This window comes from Ulvibacterium marinum, from assembly GCF_003626755.1.
GTDB classification, from domain to species: Bacteria; Bacteroidota; Bacteroidia; order Flavobacteriales; family Flavobacteriaceae; genus Ulvibacterium; species Ulvibacterium marinum.
On the sequence record NZ_RBCJ01000001.1, the window covers coordinates 742601 to 762572 of the forward strand.

The window sequence follows — 19972 nt, forward strand, 5'->3', positions numbered from 1 at the left end:
CTTAAACCGAAGGATTCGCAATAATTAGTCCCAAATTTTAATAAGTTCAAACTGGTACCAACTGATGTTCTTGGGCTTTTTTGGAAAGATCGATCAAGTTTTTTACTTGCATTTTTTTCATAAGGTTAAAACGATGTGTTTCAATGGTACGTTTGCTGTTCCGCAATTTTTCTGAAATCTCCTTATTGGTGAAACCTTGTAAGATCAATTCTAGTACCTGAAGCTCCTTGTTGGTAAGATCGAAGGGATTGTCCTTACCTTTTTTTGCCTTTGGCCTTTCCGGTGTATTTTGATGGAGAAGATTATTGACAAGCACATTTGAAATATCACCGCTAAAATATTTACCGCCTTCTTGAACGGTATGGATGGCCTTTATAAATTCACTTTTATCAGTGTCCTTCAATAGGTAACCCGCTGCGCCAGCCCGAACCGACTTCAGTATGTATTCTTCAGAATCATGCATGGAAAGGATAATACATTTCGTTCCCACACTAGCGGATTTATTCAAGTGCTCAACGGTTTCAATGCCGCCGAGTTCCGGCATGCGTATATCAACAATAAGAATGTTCGGGTCTTTTTCTCGAACTATCTCCAAGGCTTCAAGGCCATTTGAAACCTCGCCCACGACTTCTAGATCGGACTCTTCTTCCAATAACGCCCTAATTCCATCTCGGACTAGGGCATGATCGTCTGCAAGGATGATTTTAATAGTATGGCCTGTGACAGGTTCGGACATATTGCAAAAATAACGGATTTTATTTAGGCTTTGCAAAACACAAGGGGCCACCCCGACGATTTAGTCGACATGACCCCTGCGAAGCAAAGCTTTTTAGTATTATTTATCCGATTTTGCCGTTGTGAAGAGCGTGGGTTTTATGATGATCATGGCCCAAGCCCAATTTTGTGAGCTTTTGAAATCTAGAGGTTCTGTAGCACCCAAACGGGCTGTTTCCAATTCTTCCAACCCGTCAGCAGCAAACAACTGGGAATACCCAATTTTAAGTGCAAAACCTTTGAAATTTTGGGTCAATACTAAATCCAATTCCGTACCCAGGCTGCTTTCTCCGCTGGGGGTATCTTCCATTCCTTGAAAACTCAACAACTTTGAAAAAAGCGTTGTTTTTTCGCCCAACTTAAAGGTTGCACTGGCATGGATATCCAGGAGGCCAACATTGTTGATCCAGTTGCCAACGTAAAAATGATCCATAAACCCGTTGAATTTGTGGTTGGTGCCAAAGTGAAGTAAAAATGCTTCTGTACTTTCGGTAGACGGATCATCTCCGCTGATGGCTTCAATACCAACACCTAATTTGGTTTTTGGACTAACGTTATAAGATGCTTCCAGCCCCAATAAATAGGCCCCATCGATGTCGATCCCGGTTACAAACTCTCCGGTCTGCAGGAACGCGTTTCCCTCTAAACCAAACTTTCCCTTTTTGTACGTTAAGTGTGTGCCGGCAGTGAACGTATTTCTAATGTCGCTAGCATCGCCTGTTTCTGTATCAATCTGTTGGAAACCTAAATTGGCCAATACTAAACTAGCACTAAATGCTTTGAATTTTTTCTTGGCATAAAGATGTTGCATCGTTTTGTATTGAAAAGGGTTGGCGGAATTGAACTCAGTACCCGAATTTTTGAAACCGAACAATGGCCCGCCTTGGTTGTCCAAATCTTGATTGAACGCCAAACCTACATCTAACATAAAATCCTCTTTACGAAACTTGATCATGGCCAGATCATGGTAGCGCCCTTGTTGCGCCCAATCCAATCCGCCAAAATAACGCTGATCATCATAGGACAGCACTTGGCGCCCCAATTTTGTTGACCATCCGCCACCAAATTGCAACTCTGCCCAAGCCTCAAAAAGGGAAAAGGAGTTATTCGCGTCTATAGGAACAAGCTGCGGGTTCTCGCCCCAAATTTGAACGTCTTGAACATTAATATAAATTTGATACGTTTCGGTTTTAAAACCAGCCCCGATTCTAGCCCTTGTGTTCGTCACAAAACCCGCGTCGAACCCTTCCCGTTGCAGGAACTGAAAACCATTTCTATACTCGGTTCGTGGCCTAAATTGTGCATCTAGCGTAAACTGTGCAGATATAGATTGAACCGATAGGATAACTAGGATAATTAAACTATAGCTTCTTTTCATAATACTAGGTTTTAGTTGGTTATTCTTTATTAATGTTCCAAAAAGTCAATTAAGTGTTTGCGGTATTTGTAATAATCGTCATGCTCCAAGACCTCTTTTCGCGTTCGGGGACGGTTAAAGTTTATTTCAAGGGCATCACCAATTTTAGCACGTGGGCCGCTGGTCATCATTATTACACGGTCCGCTAAGAAAATGGCTTCATCTACATCATGGGTGATCATGACCGCAGTAATTTTTTCTTTGTTCCAGATTTCAATAAGAATATCCTGAAGTTCTCCTCTTGTGAGTGAATCCAGCATCCCAAATGGTTCATCGAGCAGCAGGACCTTGGGTTTTATGGCAAAGGCACGGGCAATACCAACACGTTGTTGCATTCCTTGCGAAAGCTCATTCGCTTTCTTATCAAAAGCCCCATCGAGACCTACTTTGTGCAAATAGTACTTGGCAATATCTCTGCGCTGGGCCTTGCTTGCATGGGGGAATACTCGGTTTACACCTAACATTACATTTTGCAATGCGCTCATCCAAGGCATTAAGCTGGGCGATTGAAAGATGACGCCTCGGTCTGGCCCTGGTCCTTTAATAGGATTTCCAAGTACCGCAATATTTCCACCAGAAATCGGATTTAGCCCTGCAATCATGGAAAGCATGGTTGTTTTTCCACATCCAGAATGGCCTATTATGGTAACGAATTCTTCTTTTAGGATCTGAAGATTCAAATGCTCCAATACCACATAGTCGCCTTTTGGGGTTGGATATACTTTCTTCAAATCCCTTAGGTCCAACATAATCTTGTCAGAAGGAAATGAAATTCCATTTTCGTGTGTTTCTTTTACTTTGATGTCTTCTACTACCATGATAATTTGCTTTAGGCGACGAAACTTTTCGGAGCCAATTCAGGTAACTCGTAAACCTCTTTGGATGTAGCTTTACGCTCTTCCCCAATACCCATTAAATATTCAATGATGGCGTTCCGCGTTCTTTTATAGACGAGATTGTCGTTTAATTCGGTTTTGTCCCTTGGTCTTTCGATGTCAATTTTGAATTCTGGCCCCAAAGTTGCCTTGGGTCCAGGTCGTAAAGGGATGATGCGGTCAGCCATATAGAGGCCTTCATCTACATCATTGGTGATAAGCAATGCAGTTCGTTTGTCCTTGCTCCATATCTTCAATATTTCATCTTGAAGGTTACCTCTGGTCAAAGCATCCAAAGCACCCAAAGGCTCATCCATAATAATCATCTCCGGATTCATTGCTAAAGCCCGCGCGACTGCCACACGTTGTCGCATTCCCCCAGATAGTTCCTTGGGTCTTTTACTGATGGCAGGGGACAAATTCACCATCTCTACATATTGTTCAACACGCTCTTTTACGAATTTCCTTTTCTCATTGGGAAAAGCTTCCTTTACCGCCATGGCCACATTTTGCCCAACACTCAACCAGGGCAACAAGGAGTAGTTTTGAAAAATCACTCCACGCTCATGACTTGTGTCCACTACAGGTTCTCCTTTAAAAAGCACCTCGCCGCTTGTGGGTTTCAGCAATCCATTGATGAGGTTGACCAATGTGGTCTTTCCACTTCCGGTAAAACCTACGATAGCAACAAATTCTCCCTCCTTCATTGTTAGGTTGATGTCGGTCAATACCTCAGTGGCATTTTTTCCTTCGCCGTAGGTCTTGTTCACATTTTTCAGTTCCAAATATGCCATGACTTCTAATCTTAAGTGGTTGCATTTTTATTGAAGGATACCATATTCTGAATGGTCAACATAATCCGGTCAAGTAGGAAACCAATAATTCCAATGATGAACATGGCCACAATTATTTTAGAGTTTGAATCATTGGCACCGTTCTGGAACTCTTCCCAAACAAAGGATCCCAGACCTGGGCTTTGGGCCAATAGTTCAATGGCTATCAATACCATCCATGCGACCGAAAGTGTAATGCGAAGACCGGTAAAAATCAAAGGCAGGGATGATGGTAGAATCACTTTAAAAACTTTTTGCAAAGGGCCTAATTTCAATACCTTGGCTACATTAATGTAATCTTTGTCCACTGATGAAACACCCATTGCCGTATTTACCAAAGTGGCCCACATTGCACATAACCCTACACTAATAAAGGATATGATAAAGGCACTGTCCGAATTGGAGTCCTTTGTCATGGTCTTTACGATCATAAACACCAGAAGCAACCAAACCACAGGGGAAACGGGTTTAAATATCTGAATCAACCAATTGAAGGAATTGCGCAATGTTTCGCTCAAGCCAATTAGAATTCCTATGGGTACCGCAATCAGAAACGCCAATACGAATCCTGCAAAGACCGTTTTGAGACTGGTAAATATTTGATCTACAAAAGAGGGCCTCCCTGTGTAAGTTATTGGGGCCTTTCCTTCGGCAACGCGCTTTTCATTTAATGCCGCCGTCTTTTCCTTAAAGGCCAATTTGTCCGCACTTATTACTTTGTGATCGGCTATTAGGGTATTAAAGGATTCCCATACCTGTACAGGTGAAGGCAGGGTGTTGGGTTGACAACTGATATCACCTGAAGCGATGCAGGCGGCCATGGCGTCAGCAGCTACTTGTCCTTGATCCGCTAGCGCTTTTTGAATCTTATAATCCGCTTCAACATTGTAGAGTGCCCTAGCGCCCATATGCCATAACCCAATGAAGAGTAAGATGGAAATAAAGGGCACAGCAAATTTTTTTGCCAAGGTTTTCAGGTCGAATTTTGGGGTCTTTATCTTTAATTTGGACAGCCCTGCCTTCGCAGCATTCGCCAATTTTAGGTCTTGCGTTTTGTTTACGGTTACACTTTGCTTCATGATTATATTTTTTTACCGTATTTTATAAAGAGGAATTGTCTTTATTTCCAATTTCAAAACTGTTGATATAGCCTATGGGATCTTTGGCATCATAGGTATTGCCATCAATAAAATCTGAAGTGGCGGGTTTATATCCATCCGTGACCGGAATGTCAGAAGCCGGGATATGCCCTTCTGCAACCAGTAGCTCAGCAGCTTTTTTCCAGATATCGGGACGGTAAATGTCCTTTATGGTTTGGTCATACCAATCGGCAGGCTTCGCTTCTGGAATCTGTCCCCATCTACGCATTTGGGTCAAGAACCAAACACCATCGGAATAGAAAGGATAGGTGGCATTGTACTTGTAGAACACATTAAAATCTGGCATGGAACGCTTATCACCTTTTTCAAACTCAAAGGTTCCGGTCATAGAGTTGGCCAATACCACTTCATCAGCACCAACATATTGTGGCATGGAAAGAATCTTCACAGCTTCGGGACGATTCTCAGGCTCGTCCAACCATTTCCCTGCACGAATCAATGCTTTGGTCACTGCAATAGCCGTATTTGGATTTTCATCAACAAACTTTTTGGTCATCACAAATACCTTCTCCGGATTGTTTTTCCAGATATCGTAATTGGTAGTTACGGGTACGCCGATACCCTTAAAAACGGCTTGTTGGTTCCAAGGCTCTCCCACACAGTAACCGTAAATGGTTCCTGCTTCCAAAGTTGCTGGCATTTGTGGAGGAGGTGTTACGGATAGTAGAACTTCGGCATCAATCTGCCCCTGCACGTTATCAGCGGTGTACATGCCCGGATGAATGCCCGCAGCAGCCAACCAATAACGGATTTCATAGTTATGAGTGGATACCGGGAATACCATACCCATCTTAAAGGGCTTGCCACTGTTTTTGTATTCTGAGATTACAGGCTTTAAGGCATCGGCTTTGATCGGATGTGCAGGTTTCCCGTTAGCTCCCTTGGGCACATTGGGCTTCATTTTGGACCATACATCATTGGATACCGTGATTCCATTTCCATTAAGGTCCATAGAAAAAGGCGTTACCAGTTCAGCCTGTCTTCCAAATCCAGCTCCTGCGGCAATGGGTTGGCCAGATAGCATATGTGAACCATCCAATTGGCCATCAATGACACGGTCCAATACATTCTTCCAATTGGATTGTGCCTCAACGGAAACAAATAAGCCTTCATCTTCAAAAAAGCCTTTTTCTTTGGCAATGGCCAAAGGAGCCATATCGGTCAACTTAATAAAACCAAAAGTCAATTGTGGTTTCTCTATTTCCAATGAACTTGCAGGGCTGTCGGCCTGTGCCATTTCTTTCGACTGTTTTTCGGCTTTTCCGCCACAAGCGACCATGGCTAGCAAAAGCAAGGTGGCGAAGGTTTTTTTCACGATTGATTTCATAATACGTATGTTTTATAATAGGTTACTTATCTATACAACAAACATACTATATTATTTAAGTATTAATACGTAGTTTACTTAAGAAAAAACATAATTCTACGTATTTTTATGTAGATGGAAATTCCTGGAATCCAAAATTTGAGAGATGTCAAAAAAAAGACGTCAATATTATTGAATATGAAAAAGGGTGGACCTTTCAGGATGCTAAGGGAAGAGTTAAAGTTGCGCAGGTATACCTATTACAGTATGATAGTTGTGATTTAAATTGCAGAATGTAAAACACGTTGTATTTCGTCCTCAAAAAAGGAAGGGTGTTCAGAGACCACATTACCTACTACAATGATACCGGGCATTGAAACATCTACAGATTCAAATAGAATCTCGGCACTGCTCAAAGTACCGATGATGCAGGCTTCGTTTTTTAGAGTTCCATTTTGAACAAGTGCTATGGGCGTAAGCTCACCCCTATATTTTTTGATTTCCTGGGCAATATCTACAAATTTTCGGACACCCATTAGAATCACCATGGTTGCGGATGATTGGGCCGCTAATTTCAAATCTTCGGAAAAATCCCCATCCCTTTTGGTCCCTGTCATCACCCAGAAGCTACTCGCGACTCCTCTTTGGGTCAATGGAATGCCCTGGCCGGAAGGTACCGCAATAGCGCTCGAAACACCGGGGATGACTTCAACAGGGATTCCAAAAGATTCTACATAGGAAACCTCCTCCAAGGCTCTTCCAAAAACAAAGGGATCGCCTCCTTTTAAGCGTATGGCATGCCCGTAATTAAACGCGCATTCTACTAATAATTGGTTGATTTCTTCTTGTTTGGCAAAGTGTTTTCCACAGCGCTTACCTACGTATATTTTCGGAACATCTTTCGCAATTTCATCCAATAGGTCCTTAGCTGCCAAAGCATCATATAAAACTGCATCTGAATTTTGCAAAACCTTTAAACCTCTAATGGTAATAAGGTCTTTGCTGCCAGGCCCAGCACCTACTAAGCTAACTCTAGGTGGGTTTTTCGATTGTATCATTGCAATTATTTACAGGCTGGTTTTATCAATTCCTCAACAAGAATACGTAATTTTTTCGATAAAATTATACAAAAAATACGTAATTATACGTAAAATTGTGATTCAGTTTTAAATCCAAGTAAATATGAAAACTGTATTGGTAATCGGAAATGGAATGGTAGGCTATAAATTCTGTGAAAAGTTTGTAGCACAAGAAGCCGGCAAAAATTTTAGACTCATTGTTTTTGGAGAGGAACCTAGGGTGGCTTACGATAGAGTACACCTTAGTGAATTCTTTGAAAATGGCGATGCTGAAAAATTGACCCTTGCTCCACGGTCGTGGTACGCGAAAAATGGTATTGAACTATATACCAATGAACGTGTGGTGGACATTCAGAAAGAAACAAGGACCATAATAACGTTAAGCAAAAAATCTTTTTCATACGATTATCTGGTTTTGGCCACAGGCTCGGTCCCTTTTGTACCACCTATAAAGGGGGTTGACAAAAAGGGGGTTTTTGTATATCGCACCATAGAGGATTTGGAGGAGACCCTAAGTTATGCCTCGAACATCAAAGGAAGTAGAGCTGCGGTGCTGGGTGGTGGCCTGTTGGGTCTTGAAGCGGCTAAGGCCGTGAAAGATATGGGTCTGGAACCCCATGTAGTGGAATTTGCCCCAAGATTGATGCCACGCCAATTGGATGATGATGGTAGCGCAGCCTTGGCAACTAAAATGAATGAATTAGGAATAAGCGTTCATTTGAATAAAGTTACCCAACAAATTTTAGGGAATGGAAGCATACAAGGAATGGAATTTTCCGAAGGAGATGCGTTGTCTGTGGAGATGCTTATTATTTCGGCGGGCATTCGTCCGCGGGATGAATTGGCCAAGACATGTGACCTTGAAGTTGGTATTCGTGGAGGGATTGTGGTGGACAACACCATGCGTACTTCAGACCCTAATATTTTCGCCATAGGCGAAGTAGCCCTGTACAATCAAATGATATATGGTTTGGTCGCTCCGGGCTATGAAATGGCACAGGTGGCCGTGGATCAGATTTTAGGAGGGGAAACCCTAATGGCCAAGAGTATTGATATGTCCACCAAACTGAAACTTATTGGTGTCGATGTGGCAAGTTTCGGAAATCCTTTCACTTCAGAAGAAGAAGCACACGCCATTGTCTTTGAAAACAAATTACAGGGGTTGTACAAACGCATCAATGTTTCCAAAGATGGAAAAAAACTGTTGGGCGGTATTTTGGTGGGAGATGCTTCGGATTACAATATGTTATTGCAACTTCAACAGAATGAGATGCCATTACCAGAAAATCCTGAGGATTTGATTTTGGGTGCTCGTGGGGGCGACGGAGCTGCCATGGGCAATGTAATGGAGCTTCCCGATGAAGCTGTAATCTGTTCCTGTGAGTCCGTGACCAAAGGAGCTATTTGCTGTGCTGTTATCGAAGGAGGGCATGAAAGTGTAAAAAGCATAGCTAAATCTACCAAAGCCACTACAGGTTGTGGAGGTTGCAAGCCTATGATCTCGGATTTGGTCATGGAAAGTTTAAAATCTCTTGGGAAGACCGTCAAAATACGCATCTGTGAACACTTTGATTATTCACGTCAGGAATTATACGATATTGTAAAACTCCGCAATATTCAAGATTATGACGAGCTGCTCGATACCGTGGGTCAAGGGGACGGCTGCGAGGTTTGCAAGCCTGCCGTCGCTGCTATTTTTGCCAGTGTGTACAATGAGACGGCAAATCGGCAGGAAACTATTCAAGATTCGAACGACCGGTATTTGGCCAATATTCAACGCAATGGGACCTATTCTGTAGTTCCCAGGGTAGCAGGGGGCGAAATCACTCCTAAACAATTGATGGCTTTGGGGCGCATTGGTATGAAGTATGACCTATATACCAAAATCACTGGTGGACAACGTATTGATATGTTCGGGGCTGAATTACATGAACTTCCTTTGATTTGGGAAGAACTTATAAAGGAAGGGTTTGAAAGCGGGCATGCCTACGGAAAAGCTTTGCGAACCGTAAAAAGTTGTGTGGGGTCCACATGGTGTCGGTATGGAATGGATGAGAGTGTAAGCTTCGCTATTGAAATTGAAAATCGGTATAAAGGCATCCGTTCTCCTCATAAGATGAAAGGAGGAGTCTCAGGGTGTATCCGTGAATGTGCCGAAGCGCGTTGCAAGGATTTTGGTTTTATAGCGGTTGAAGGAGGTTGGAATGTATACGTATGCGGTAACGGAGGAGCGAATCCGAAGCATGCCGAACTGTTGGCGGAAAAAGTGGACAAAGAGACCGCTGTCAAATATGTAGACCGCTTTTTGATGTTCTACATTAAAACCGCTCCACCTTTGACCCGAACTGCTGCTTGGCTCGAAAAATTGGAAGGCGGAATCACCTACTTAAAAAATGTAGTGATTCATGATTCCTTGGGTATGGGAGAAGAACTGGATGCTGAAATGCAACAGTATACGGACACCTACAAATGTGAGTGGAAAGAAGCTGTGGAAACACCGGAGATCCGGGCAAGGTATACCCACTTTGTCAATTCTGAAGAAAAGGATAGCAATATCGAGTTTGTGCCTATGCGTGGACAGAAGATGCCCAAAGCCTGGACCTGATTTTTAAGGACTCCAACTTCTATTAATACTACCGCAAAAATTTGAATTATGATATCAGCATTGAATACATTCCAAGCCACAAGGCTTGAAGAAGTGACCATTTGGTTCAAGGCCGCTGAGGTCTCCAAGTTCCCAAAGAATGGAGGAGCCTGTGTGAAATATAAGGACAAGCAAATTGCCGTTTTCAATTTTACTCGAAAAGGAGAGTGGTACGCCTGTCAAAACCTATGTCCTCATAAAATGGAAATGGTATTATCAAGAGGAATGGTTGGCGTGGATGGCGACCAGCCCAAAGTGGCCTGTCCACTGCATAAAAATACCTTCTCTTTAAAGACCGGGGAAAACCTCAATGGAAATTTGGACGCCATTGCTACCTATCCCGTAAGAATTGAGAATAACTTTGTGTATATTGGCTTCTCAGAATGACTCTTAATAGGCACTTATGGGCGATACGGACAAATTGGCAAAAGCCTTTCATCTTTTTGATATAGCCAATGGTAATGACCCAAACACTGAAACTTTTAACGGGAAAAGCTACCCTAAGGAAGTGCTTTATGCACTAAGAATGACAGAGACCCTTAACGTCTTTGCCCCTAACGCTTCGGAAGCACTGAAACTTACCACGAGATGCCAACATATTTGCCGGTGGGAAATCCCTAGGAATCGTTACGAAATGAACCGTGTGGGATATCTGAAATGGCGTCAAGAATTAAAGAAATTCCATGCATCCAAGGCAAAGGCGATCTTGAAAGAGGTCGGCTATGATCAAGAGACTATCGGACAAGTTGAATTTTTGCTTTTAAAGAAACAACTAAAAAAAAACGAGGAAACCCAAATCCTTGAAGATGTGATTTGTTTGGTTTTTTTAAAACATTACTTCGAGCCTTTTGCCAAAAAGCATGATGAGATGAAGGTGATCGACATTCTTCAGAAGACCTGGCGCAAAATGTCGGATAAGGGTCGGCAAGCGGCGTTGCAAATCCCATTTTCTGATAGGGCATTAGCTATGGTAACGAAAGCTGTATCAGGCTAACCTCAAACTTTGATTTACGTTATCCGCTATGGAAAACCAAAAGCAACAACAGGCACTGGATACTGCTACTTTTTTAAGGGTTAGGAAGTGGTACCTGTTAGCTATTGCTACTATTGCCTTAACAATTATCGTTGCCCAAATACTGATTCAACAGCATCTGAATTTACAGTTGAACGACTCAAGGGTCATCAATGTGGCAGGGCGGCAAAGAGCTTTTAGTCAAAAATTGGTTAAAGAAGCTTTACTACTTCAAACCGCTGAATCGGATACTAAAGCACAAGAAAGGATTCGAGAAGACTTAAAACAAACACTATTTGTGTGGAAGACATCCCATGCGGGGCTTCAAAATGGCAACGATAGCATTGGCCTTCCCAAGGAGGAGAACAAAACTATTTTAAGTTTGTTTAAAGATTTGAATCCGCATCATCAAGCCATGGTCAATGCAGCAGAAACTATGCTAAGCGAAGGCTCTAAACCAAATATTCCCGCCGATGCATATGAAAGTCAGCTTCAAGTGCTCTTGGACAATGAAGGTGATTTTCTGATAAAAATGGATGCTATAGTTAATGAATACGATGCCTTAAGCAAAGAAAAACTTCAAAGACTAAAGCTAAAGGAGTACCTCTTGTTGGCTTTGTCCCTGTTGATTCTGTTATTGGAAGTGGCCTTTATTTTTAGGCCCCTTTCCATACAGATTCGGGAGACTATTTCTAAATTGATCCAAAGTCAAATAGAATCGGACAATACCGCCTCTAAGGTCAAACGTCTCTTTGAAGAAAAGGAACGCTCATTACAGCAGCTTCAGGAGCTCAATTTTGTAATTGACAACGCCGCCCTTTTCGCAAGTATTCGAAAAAATGGAACGGTGGTATTCATAAGCAAAAAATTTATGAATTTATTGGGTGTTCCCAATGTACAGTTGAACTCACCTCTTTCTGAAATCCTTACTGAAGATGAAGGGCAACAACAATACCTTCGCGAAATAGTCACAAGCAAGCGAAAGAACATTCGCAACGAGGAAATTGAGATAACGACCAAAACCGGAACGCATCTCTGGTTGGACATGTCCATTATCCCCATGCACCAATCCAGCTTGGAACAAAGCGTGCTAATATTATGCTCTAACATTACGGAACGCAAAAAGAACCAGTTAAAAATAGAGGAACTGACCAAACAGAATTATGAGGAGCGCATGCAACAAAAACAGTTGCAGGCAAGCCAGATCGTGGAGGGACAGGAAGAAGAACGAAAGCGTATCGCTAAGGACATCCATGATGGTATAGGGCAGATGCTCACAGCCCTAAAGTTCAATATCGAATCCATAAACTTAGACCAGAAGGAAAAGACCAAAGAAAAAATCGCTTACTTGAAAACTCTTGCTTCAGACTTGATAAAAGGGGTGCGCACGGCAACCTTTAACCTTACCCCACCAGAATTGGAAGACCATGGCATTTTCCCGGCACTACAAAAAATGACCACTGAACTGAGTAAGCTTACGGGGGAAAACATTTTGTTTGAGAACAAGACCGAGGAAAATATCCGTTTTGATTCGTTGGCCGAAACAAACATATACAGGGTAACGCAGGAGGCGGTCAACAATGCCATAAAGTATTCAGAGGCCAACTATATTCTGGTCACTATCAACCATGTTGACGGGCTTTTGAGCGTGGTAATTGATGATGATGGTAAAGGCTTTGATCCTTCAGTTTTGGATAAGGTGGCCAAAAAGAATAGCGAGGGAGGTATGGGAGTCTTTTTCATGAAAGAACGCGTAAATTATATTAACGGACGCTTATTCATCAATTCTATACCCGGGGAAGGCACGAGGGTAACTATCAACTATAAAGTTGGCGAAGCTATGTTGGACAATTCATAAATAAGGAAGAATATGAAGATAAGAATCAAAGGCAATTCAGTACGGATCCGGCTGACCAAACCGGAGGTAGCGGCTTTTTGCCAAAAAGGCCGATATGAGGAAACGACGAACTTTGGGACAAAAACCCTAATTTATGCCCTTGAGGGCAAAGCGGGAATCAAAGAATTGGAAGCTGATTTTGTGGGAGACACCATCACCCTTTACCTTCCCCAAGAGGAACTTTTAACCTGGGCCAACAACAATCGCGTAGGCTATGTCAACTCGGTAGATTGGAACAATCGCGGTGCTCTTTCCCTTTTGGTGGAAAAGGACTTTACGTGTTTGGACAATACCATAGAGGATCAATCTGATAACTATCCAAATCCAAAATTGTTATAGTGGAATCATTTGTGAGAAATGATTCCCTAAGCTAATTAGTATCCTTTTTATATTCGGTCGGGGTTTGACCGGTAAACTTTTTAAAGGCTCTATTGAACGATGCTTTGGAATTAAATCCACTTTCAAATGCTATTCCTAAAAGAGTGAGGTTTTGATAGTCCCCCAGCCGTATTTTTTCTTTTGATGCCTCCACACGGTACATATTTATGAAATCAAAAAAGTTTTTCCCCTCAAGACTATTGATGACTTGGGACAAATGATTGGGTTGCACTTTTAACTTCTCGGCCAGATTGTACAAAGTGAGCTCCTTCTCCAAATAAGGTTTTGCGGTTTTCATCAATTCCAACAAGGCTGCCTGTATCTGTTTGGATCCTTTTGCATCCAAGCCGGAATTCTTATACTTCAAGGAGTCGACCTTTGCCATTTCTCCTTCCGGCCTAGTATTGGAATAAGAATCCGGATATTGCGAAGCAATGAACACGGAAGGTTGGTTAAGACCAAAATACCCCATCAGGAAAATGAACAGGCAGATGGCAAAATGGGCAATCCCCCCTCCATATTGTGGAATCACTATTGCCGTAAACCTATCCAGCAATAAACCGGAACCGGCAATAAACCATATGATGAGGATACCCCAGCTTAGAAAACTGATCCAATCTAAATTCTTATGCTCCACATTGGAGAAAATATGTGCTACATGTGTCCTATGCTCTTTCAGCTTTACAAGCACAAGGATAAGATACGCCAAGAGGCTACTCATCTTTAGGATGGTAATCGTGTTTCTCGTAATCGAGGCCATTTCCGTGTTGGAAAAAATCTGAATTAAAAAAAGAAAGTACCCAATGCCAAACGGAATGAAATGATAAACATATTTCCACTTTAGGCAAAAGCCTTCTTCGGTCAGTGATTTGGTGTACAGCCAAAGTAACGGCCCATGAGCAAAAATGGAAACTTCGCTGAACTCAAGAATTAAATGTTGCCCCAATGAAAATGGCAAGGTGGCCTCATAAAGCACGAAAAGGGAAATCAGATTTGCAACGAACACAATCAGCCAAACCACAAGAATTCGGTTTGGCAAGGATTTGTTCCGCTTTCCCAAAATCAATGCAATGATAAAAAGGGTCAAGCTCCCGCTGGCAACAAACAGGTACTGCATTGTTTTTTCATTAAAGGTAGAGATTTGTAAAAAGAACCGAGGATCACTTTACAGGATTTGGTCTCATATCTCACGGAAATGGTACCAACCTTCATGTTGCAGCGCTTATCATCTTCAATTATTCGTGTTTTGTCAGTGAAATTCAAAAATCACATAACATGGATATTGCTCCAATTGTAAAGACAAAAGCGTTAAGCAAATCATTTAATGGAGGCTCGAAGAATCATACCGGTATTGCCAATGTAACTATTGAAATAAATAAAGGAGAGTTTAGCGTTATCATGGGGAATTCCGGATCGGGGAAATCGACACTGCTGTATTTGCTAAGTGGATTGGACCATCCCTCCCAAGGACAGATCTTCCTGAACAATACTCCAATTCATAAGCTTGGCGAAAAGGCCATGGCCCTTTTTAGAAGAAACCATATCGGTTTTGTTTTTCAGGACCATAATCTCATCTCCGAGCTAAGTCTCAAGGAAAACATACTCATTGTAGGCTACTTGTCCAAGCGGGACAGGAAAGTGGTTCAAGCAAGGACATCTCTGCTAATGAAGGAATTGGAATTGGAAGGCCTAGCGGATAGATTGCCCTCACAGGTTTCGGGAGGGGAACGCCAGCGATGTGCCATTGCCCGGGCCCTAGTGAATAACCCGAAGATTCTCATGGCCGACGAACCTACGGGCAGCTTAAATTCCTCGGCCTCTAAAAAGGTGCTTTCCTGCTTTAAAAAGGTTCATAACGAGGGACAGACCATACTGATGGTTACCCACGACCCGAAATCCGCCTGTTATGGGGATAGGGTTCTCTTTATACAGGATGGGCAGTTGGTAGACTCTTTCAAATTTGAAAAAAACAATGATTTGGAAAAACGTAATGAAGCATTGTTAGGCTGGTTACGGTCTTTGGGCTGGTAAGTATAGTCTATAAAAAGAAATGGATATGAGAAGTCTTCTACTTATACATCTAAAATACCTTATCAAACGCAAAAGAGAGTTCCTGTTGGTAGGGTTAAGTTTGGTTTTGACCATTCTTCTGCTGAGCATAGCCCTTAGCTTGCTGCGCATCATCGGACAACCTTTTGATATCACTTTTAACAACCTTAAGGCCTCTGAAATTCTTTTGCTGTTCGATACTAGAGACGATGATAAGGATAAAATTACCCAATGGTTTTCCAAGCAAGATGAGGTCTTGGACGTGTCGGCATCAAGCCCCTATATGATGGTGAATGCACCGCTTATTCATGGGGAAAGAGAAATAGACCTCAGTGTTCAGTTAACGGAACACAACACTGACCACTTTACCCAGGATCAGATTCGGATTCTAAAAGGAGAATCCAATGAACATCCCAATCATGGTGAAATATGGCTCCCCAGTCACTTTGAAAGAAGTTTTGACCTACAATTGGGTGACACCCTCGGATTGAGTATAAATGGGTCGTTACGGGAGCTCAGAATCTCGGCATTTGTGGTAGACCCTCATTACTTGAGCGCTATTTTCAACCCTACCCGTGCCTGGGTGGCTCCGGGCGAACTACCTTTTTTGGCACCCCTTTCCGAATTGAACAACAATATGATCGGAATTAGGCTTAGGGACAGGGCGCAGTTGGATACGTTTTGGAAACGTTTCAACGAAAATTTTGACTATTCCGGAAAGAGCCTTCAATATCCACTTTTTAAAAGGGCTTTCACAAGCCTCTACACACTGTTGAGCTCTGTTTTATTGATTTTTTCGGTTATGGGACTTTTGATATCGCTCCTCATAATCAATCACACCATTTCAAGTCACGTCTTTTCTGATTATAAACAAATTGGGGTTCTAAAGGGGTTGGGATTTACCCCAGGGAATATGGTAACGCTATATCTAATGCAAATGGGCTTTCTTGCCTTGGTGGCACTTCCATTAGGGTTGTTTGTCTCATGGTTCGTGGTTAGAGGTGTGGTCAATTGGATCATTGAACCCATGGGGATCCCGAATTTTACGTATGACCTTAGTACGCCAGTATTGGTGTCTTTTGGGATAACGTTGTTTTTGATTTTTGCGGTTTCGTTTTTTTCTGCTAGAAAGGCGGGTCTTGTAAAACCCGTAGAGGCCATTCGGAACTCTTTTCAAACCAATGGACGCCCTTCCAAAAAAGCATCTAAAGCATTTTCTTCTTCATGGCTTCCATTATCGCTGTTATTGGGGGAACGTTTTTTAAGTAGCCAAAAAAGGAATCTGATTCTCATGGGAATCAATACGGCAGGAATTGTATTTGTGGTCATTTTTTGTGTGAACATCGCCAATTCCTTTGACAAAATCCATACGGACCGTACTTCGTGGGGTTTTGATAATGCCGATGTTGTGGTCAACCGCAGTAGCTCCGTTGTTCTTGCTCTCAAGCACAGCCAATTTATGGAAATGCTGGAGGGATACGATGACGAAATACGAACGATATCCCCGTATAATTACACCAATCTTTTTATACTCTCCCAGAACAATAAAACGATCAAGGAACTACAGGGAAAAGTCTATTCCCGTGCAATTTCCAAAACGGGATTGGAAAACATTATGGGAAATCATCCTAATGGGGCAGACGAGATAGCACTCTGTGTGGGAACAGCGGAGGAATTTGAAAAACAAGTCGGTGATAGTATCGCTGTTTTTATCGAGGGGCAAAAAAAAGTATTCTCAATAACGGGCATATATCAGGATGTTGGGAATTTTGGAAAGGGCTTTCGTTTGCAAGAGAAAGCTTTATTGGAATTAAACCCATTATTTGAACCCCAATTTTATGGCTTGGAATTGTACCCCAACGTAGAGCGGGACGAATTTAGATTACGGCTGGAAAACCAATTTGGTGAAACCATCCGGACCGAACTGAGTGTGGAAGAAAGAAAAGCCATGGTATCCATGGTTATGAATATACGAATAGCGGTTTTTACCATTTCCTTGTTCTTCGTTCTGGTCTTGGTTTTGATTATTTATAATGATCAGAACATCTATATCCAACAGCATAAAATATCCTTTGTAAAACTCAAGTCCCTTGGATTTACAACCAAGGATTTGAGAATGATTTTACTCTGGAAGACAATTATGAGTTTGGCTTTGGGGATGTTCATAGGGATTCCTTTATCCCTTTGGTTAGGGCCTAAAATAATGAATTTCCTTACTGCCGATATTGGCTTGGTCCGTTTCCCTTTTATCCCATCCTCAATGGGAATGGTAGTGTCAATGGTTGTCCTTTTTGTATTAGGGGCAATATCCACATGGTTTGCCGCGGCTGCCGTGCGAAAAATAAATTTTAGAATAATCTCCAACCTTTAAACTCCTTGAACCATGGCAATAATCTCGCGGATGATAAAGCTCTTTTTTCTTGTAATATCTTTTTTAGGGGTAATCAACATCGGTGGTGCCCAAGAACTTGGGAAGTTGGATCGCTATTTGACGGAGGTATATGAAAACCATGTAATCCCTGGGTTTTCAGTAGTTGTTGTTAACAATGCCGGATACTTATATGCAAAAGGCTTTGGAAAGGAGCAATTAAACCTGTCCGCTCCTTTTACCAAGAAATCGGTGAACGCCATAGGGTCGCTTACAAAATCATTGACCGCAATGGGCATCATGCAATTGGTTGAACAAGGAAATTTGGAATTGGACGAACCCTTAGTCAAATATCTTCCTTGGTTTGGAACTGCCAATAAGGATATGAGCGATAAAATCACGGTTCGGATGCTACTTAGTAATACAAGCGGACTTCAGGCCAGCCCAGAACCTACATATGACCTTTCGGACAAGGCCTTGGAGAAATTGACACGGAACCTAAAAGGCACCTTTATCACAAAAGAACCCGGATTTGCATATGAATACAGCAATCTAGGTTTTAGTATTGCCGGTTATTTGATTAGTGAGGTATCAGGGCTACCGTATAAGGAATATCTGGATAAGCGAATATTTGGTCCCCTTGAAATGAAGCATACCTCAACGGATCCGGCGAGGTTTAATGCTATGGGAGCATTGGAAGGGCATTATCATGGAATTAAGTCGGCATACCCGGCGTCCAGGGAAAAGCAGTTTGAGTCCGGGGAATATATTCCTGCCGGATCGTTTACTCGCTCGACCGCCGAGGATATTGGAAAGTATCTGATGGCCTTGCTCAATGGAGGAAAACATGGAAATGCTCGGATGCTCTCAAAGAAGAGTATAACGGAAATGTGGTCCCCCAACATTTCGTTTCCTGGATTAACGCGGGAGGAAGGAGGGGATGACAAACCCATACACTATGGTCTTGGGTGGATGCTATCTGAAATTGAGGGCAGAAAAATTGTTCATCATGGGGGAAGCACCGGCAAAATGTCCTCTATGACCATGATCGATTTGACCAATAATTTGGCCGTAACGGTATTGGCCAATCTGGACCTGACCTTTATTGATCAATATCAATATCCCACCATCTATAATATAGCGAATAACATACTACATATTACCGCTGGAGACTCGGTTACCTCTTTTGGTAAGCCCAACATACCTGATTCCTCATGCAATGATTTTGAACTTGAGGCAGTAGAGGCCGAGAAATATCTTGGTAATTTTGTCCAGGTAGGAGGAGGGGACTTTTGGGTGAATTTTGGGCTTTCATTGCATATAAAACACCAAAGTGCGGAGGGTCTAGAAGCCATAGTGACTCGTGGACAAGACACCATAAACCATTTTGAATTGGATTTTGCTTCACCTTCATTGGCTATCGGGCGTAGTATGGGAATTCCGCAGAAGTTGCAATTTAAGTTGACCCCGGACGGCCAGGTTAAAGGCCTTTTCTGTTCTGGCACGGAATATAAAGAAGTCAATGAACAACGTATTCAAAATTACAGGACGGCAAGTATAGAGGGCTCTTTACATTTCCCAATACCTAATAACTGGGAACTTCAAGAAACTCCCAATGGCTTTGTCGTTAGGGATCCGAAAAACCCAAGTTCTCGATTATGGGGGTACACAAGGGGCTTAAGTAGAAACAAGGATTTGGATGCTCGGTCTGATTCTATTTCGGGACCTACATCTAATCGAAGTCCATGGTTTAGTATAAGAAAAGGACAGTTTGTTTGGAAGCATCAAAGTACTATAAGCTCAAAAAACGGACAAATGGAAGTGTGCACCATCTTTATTAGTAAAATGCAAGATGTCCCTGTTTATTTCAAGGTTTCAACGAAAAGGGAGGATCACACTTTAGTCCTACAGCAGGTAATAATGCCCTTATTGAACTCCCTGAAAGTTGGGAGCCATTGACCAAAGGTTCAACAAGATAGTGGCTATTTCAATCATTATTTTACCCACCAAAACCTCCTCTGAAGCGTTTAGGCACTTTGCAAAAGGACTATCAAAATGTTTATGTACTTCGCTGGTTTCATTGTGATTTTAAGCCCTGTTGGATTTATGGCAAACTACCATTCATTAAAAAAATTAATACAACACATAATAAATATAAATATAAATTAATGCAAAAAAAT

16 protein-coding genes are annotated in these 19972 nt (G+C 42.1%); 8 read left to right on the plus strand and 8 right to left on the minus strand.

Annotation, left to right across the window (positions count from 1 at the left end; all coding sequences use genetic code 11):
• Positions 1-46: 46 nt before the first annotated feature.
• From D7Z94_RS03235 to cobA, 7 genes are all read right to left on the minus strand, one after another.
• The gene (locus D7Z94_RS03235) at positions 47-736 is read right to left on the minus strand and encodes a response regulator transcription factor (protein ID WP_120710062.1); all 690 of its coding nucleotides are present in this window, start codon (positions 734-736) and stop codon (positions 47-49) included.
• A 99-nt stretch (positions 737-835) separates the two neighbouring features.
• Positions 836-2152 carry an alginate export family protein gene (locus D7Z94_RS03240; RefSeq protein ID WP_120710064.1) on the minus strand — a complete coding sequence of 439 codons (1317 nt, stop codon included), beginning with the start codon at positions 2150-2152 and terminating at the stop codon, positions 836-838.
• Between the two features lie 29 nt (positions 2153-2181).
• Entirely contained in the window at positions 2182-3009 is an 828-nt protein-coding gene (locus D7Z94_RS03245; RefSeq protein WP_120710066.1) for an ABC transporter ATP-binding protein, read from the minus strand.
• 11 nt (positions 3010-3020) lie between these two features.
• Positions 3021-3860 (minus strand): ABC transporter ATP-binding protein, encoded by an 840-nt coding sequence (locus tag D7Z94_RS03250; RefSeq protein WP_120710068.1) that lies wholly within the window; start codon positions 3858-3860, stop codon positions 3021-3023.
• 11 nt (positions 3861-3871) lie between these two features.
• Complete coding sequence (locus D7Z94_RS03255; RefSeq protein WP_120710069.1) at positions 3872-4978, minus strand: ABC transporter permease; 1107 nt, start codon at positions 4976-4978, stop codon at positions 3872-3874.
• Positions 4979-5000: 22 nt separating this feature from the next.
• Positions 5001-6386: a CmpA/NrtA family ABC transporter substrate-binding protein gene (locus tag D7Z94_RS03260; RefSeq protein WP_120710070.1), complete on the minus strand. Its 1386-nt coding sequence runs from the start codon at positions 6384-6386 to the stop codon at positions 5001-5003.
• A 260-nt stretch (positions 6387-6646) separates the two neighbouring features.
• Positions 6647-7423 carry a uroporphyrinogen-III C-methyltransferase gene (cobA, locus tag D7Z94_RS03265; protein WP_120710071.1) on the minus strand — a complete coding sequence of 259 codons (777 nt, stop codon included), beginning with the start codon at positions 7421-7423 and terminating at the stop codon, positions 6647-6649.
• A gap of 124 nt (positions 7424-7547) precedes the next feature.
• Between cobA and nirB the strand changes: the two genes are divergently transcribed.
• Genes nirB through D7Z94_RS03290 form a run of 5 tightly spaced genes read left to right on the plus strand, consistent with a single transcriptional unit; the run spans position 7548 to position 13336 of the window.
• Positions 7548-10049, plus strand: coding sequence for a nitrite reductase large subunit NirB (nirB, locus tag D7Z94_RS03270; RefSeq protein WP_120710072.1), 2502 nt, complete (start codon positions 7548-7550; stop codon positions 10047-10049).
• A gap of 48 nt (positions 10050-10097) precedes the next feature.
• Positions 10098-10475, plus strand: a complete 378-nt coding sequence (nirD, locus tag D7Z94_RS03275; RefSeq protein WP_120710073.1) for a nitrite reductase small subunit NirD — start codon at positions 10098-10100, stop codon at positions 10473-10475.
• 16 nt (positions 10476-10491) lie between these two features.
• Positions 10492-11082, plus strand: coding sequence for a DUF4202 domain-containing protein (locus D7Z94_RS03280; protein WP_120710075.1), 591 nt, complete (start codon positions 10492-10494; stop codon positions 11080-11082).
• A 28-nt stretch (positions 11083-11110) separates the two neighbouring features.
• Entirely contained in the window at positions 11111-12958 is a 1848-nt protein-coding gene (locus D7Z94_RS03285; protein ID WP_120710077.1) for a sensor histidine kinase, read from the plus strand.
• A 12-nt stretch (positions 12959-12970) separates the two neighbouring features.
• Positions 12971-13336, plus strand: coding sequence for a DUF7009 family protein (locus tag D7Z94_RS03290; RefSeq protein ID WP_120710078.1), 366 nt, complete (start codon positions 12971-12973; stop codon positions 13334-13336).
• Positions 13337-13367: 31 nt separating this feature from the next.
• Here D7Z94_RS03290 and D7Z94_RS03295 read toward each other — a convergent pair whose 3' ends face one another.
• Positions 13368-14492, minus strand: coding sequence for a helix-turn-helix domain-containing protein (locus D7Z94_RS03295; RefSeq protein ID WP_120710079.1), 1125 nt, complete (start codon positions 14490-14492; stop codon positions 13368-13370).
• A 158-nt stretch (positions 14493-14650) separates the two neighbouring features.
• Between D7Z94_RS03295 and D7Z94_RS03300 the strand changes: the two genes are divergently transcribed.
• From D7Z94_RS03300 to D7Z94_RS03310, 3 genes are read left to right on the plus strand one after another with little or no spacing between them, the layout of a single operon-like run.
• Positions 14651-15406 carry an ABC transporter ATP-binding protein gene (locus D7Z94_RS03300; RefSeq protein ID WP_120710080.1) on the plus strand — a complete coding sequence of 252 codons (756 nt, stop codon included), beginning with the start codon at positions 14651-14653 and terminating at the stop codon, positions 15404-15406.
• 25 nt (positions 15407-15431) lie between these two features.
• On the plus strand, positions 15432-17795 hold the full coding sequence (locus D7Z94_RS03305) for an ABC transporter permease (protein ID WP_158594580.1): 2364 nt from the start codon (positions 15432-15434) through the stop codon (positions 17793-17795).
• A gap of 12 nt (positions 17796-17807) precedes the next feature.
• The gene (locus D7Z94_RS03310) at positions 17808-19751 is read left to right on the plus strand and encodes a serine hydrolase domain-containing protein (protein ID WP_120710082.1); all 1944 of its coding nucleotides are present in this window, start codon (positions 17808-17810) and stop codon (positions 19749-19751) included.
• Positions 19752-19972: the final 221 nt, after the last annotated feature.

Bases quoted from the DNA above. Each gene is read 5' to 3' on its own strand.
- D7Z94_RS03235 (WP_120710062.1), bottom strand. From the start codon at position 736: ATGTCCGAACCTGTCACAGGCCATACTATTAAAATCATCCTTGCAGAC.
- D7Z94_RS03240 (WP_120710064.1), bottom strand. From the start codon at position 2,152: ATGAAAAGAAGCTATAGTTTAATTATCCTAGTTATCCTATCGGTTCAA.
- D7Z94_RS03245 (WP_120710066.1), bottom strand. From the start codon at position 3,009: ATGGTAGTAGAAGACATCAAAGTAAAAGAAACACACGAAAATGGAATT.
- D7Z94_RS03250 (WP_120710068.1), bottom strand. From the start codon at position 3,860: ATGGCATATTTGGAACTGAAAAATGTGAACAAGACCTACGGCGAAGGA.
- D7Z94_RS03255 (WP_120710069.1), bottom strand. From the start codon at position 4,978: ATGAAGCAAAGTGTAACCGTAAACAAAACGCAAGACCTAAAATTGGCG.
- D7Z94_RS03260 (WP_120710070.1), bottom strand. From the start codon at position 6,386: ATGAAATCAATCGTGAAAAAAACCTTCGCCACCTTGCTTTTGCTAGCC.
- cobA (WP_120710071.1), bottom strand. From the start codon at position 7,423: ATGATACAATCGAAAAACCCACCTAGAGTTAGCTTAGTAGGTGCTGGG.
- nirB (WP_120710072.1), top strand. From the start codon at position 7,548: ATGAAAACTGTATTGGTAATCGGAAATGGAATGGTAGGCTATAAATTC.
- nirD (WP_120710073.1), top strand. From the start codon at position 10,098: ATGATATCAGCATTGAATACATTCCAAGCCACAAGGCTTGAAGAAGTG.
- D7Z94_RS03280 (WP_120710075.1), top strand. From the start codon at position 10,492: ATGGGCGATACGGACAAATTGGCAAAAGCCTTTCATCTTTTTGATATA.
- D7Z94_RS03285 (WP_120710077.1), top strand. From the start codon at position 11,111: ATGGAAAACCAAAAGCAACAACAGGCACTGGATACTGCTACTTTTTTA.
- D7Z94_RS03290 (WP_120710078.1), top strand. From the start codon at position 12,971: ATGAAGATAAGAATCAAAGGCAATTCAGTACGGATCCGGCTGACCAAA.
- D7Z94_RS03295 (WP_120710079.1), bottom strand. From the start codon at position 14,492: ATGCAGTACCTGTTTGTTGCCAGCGGGAGCTTGACCCTTTTTATCATT.
- D7Z94_RS03300 (WP_120710080.1), top strand. From the start codon at position 14,651: ATGGATATTGCTCCAATTGTAAAGACAAAAGCGTTAAGCAAATCATTT.
- D7Z94_RS03305 (WP_158594580.1), top strand. From the start codon at position 15,432: ATGAGAAGTCTTCTACTTATACATCTAAAATACCTTATCAAACGCAAA.
- D7Z94_RS03310 (WP_120710082.1), top strand. From the start codon at position 17,808: ATGGCAATAATCTCGCGGATGATAAAGCTCTTTTTTCTTGTAATATCT.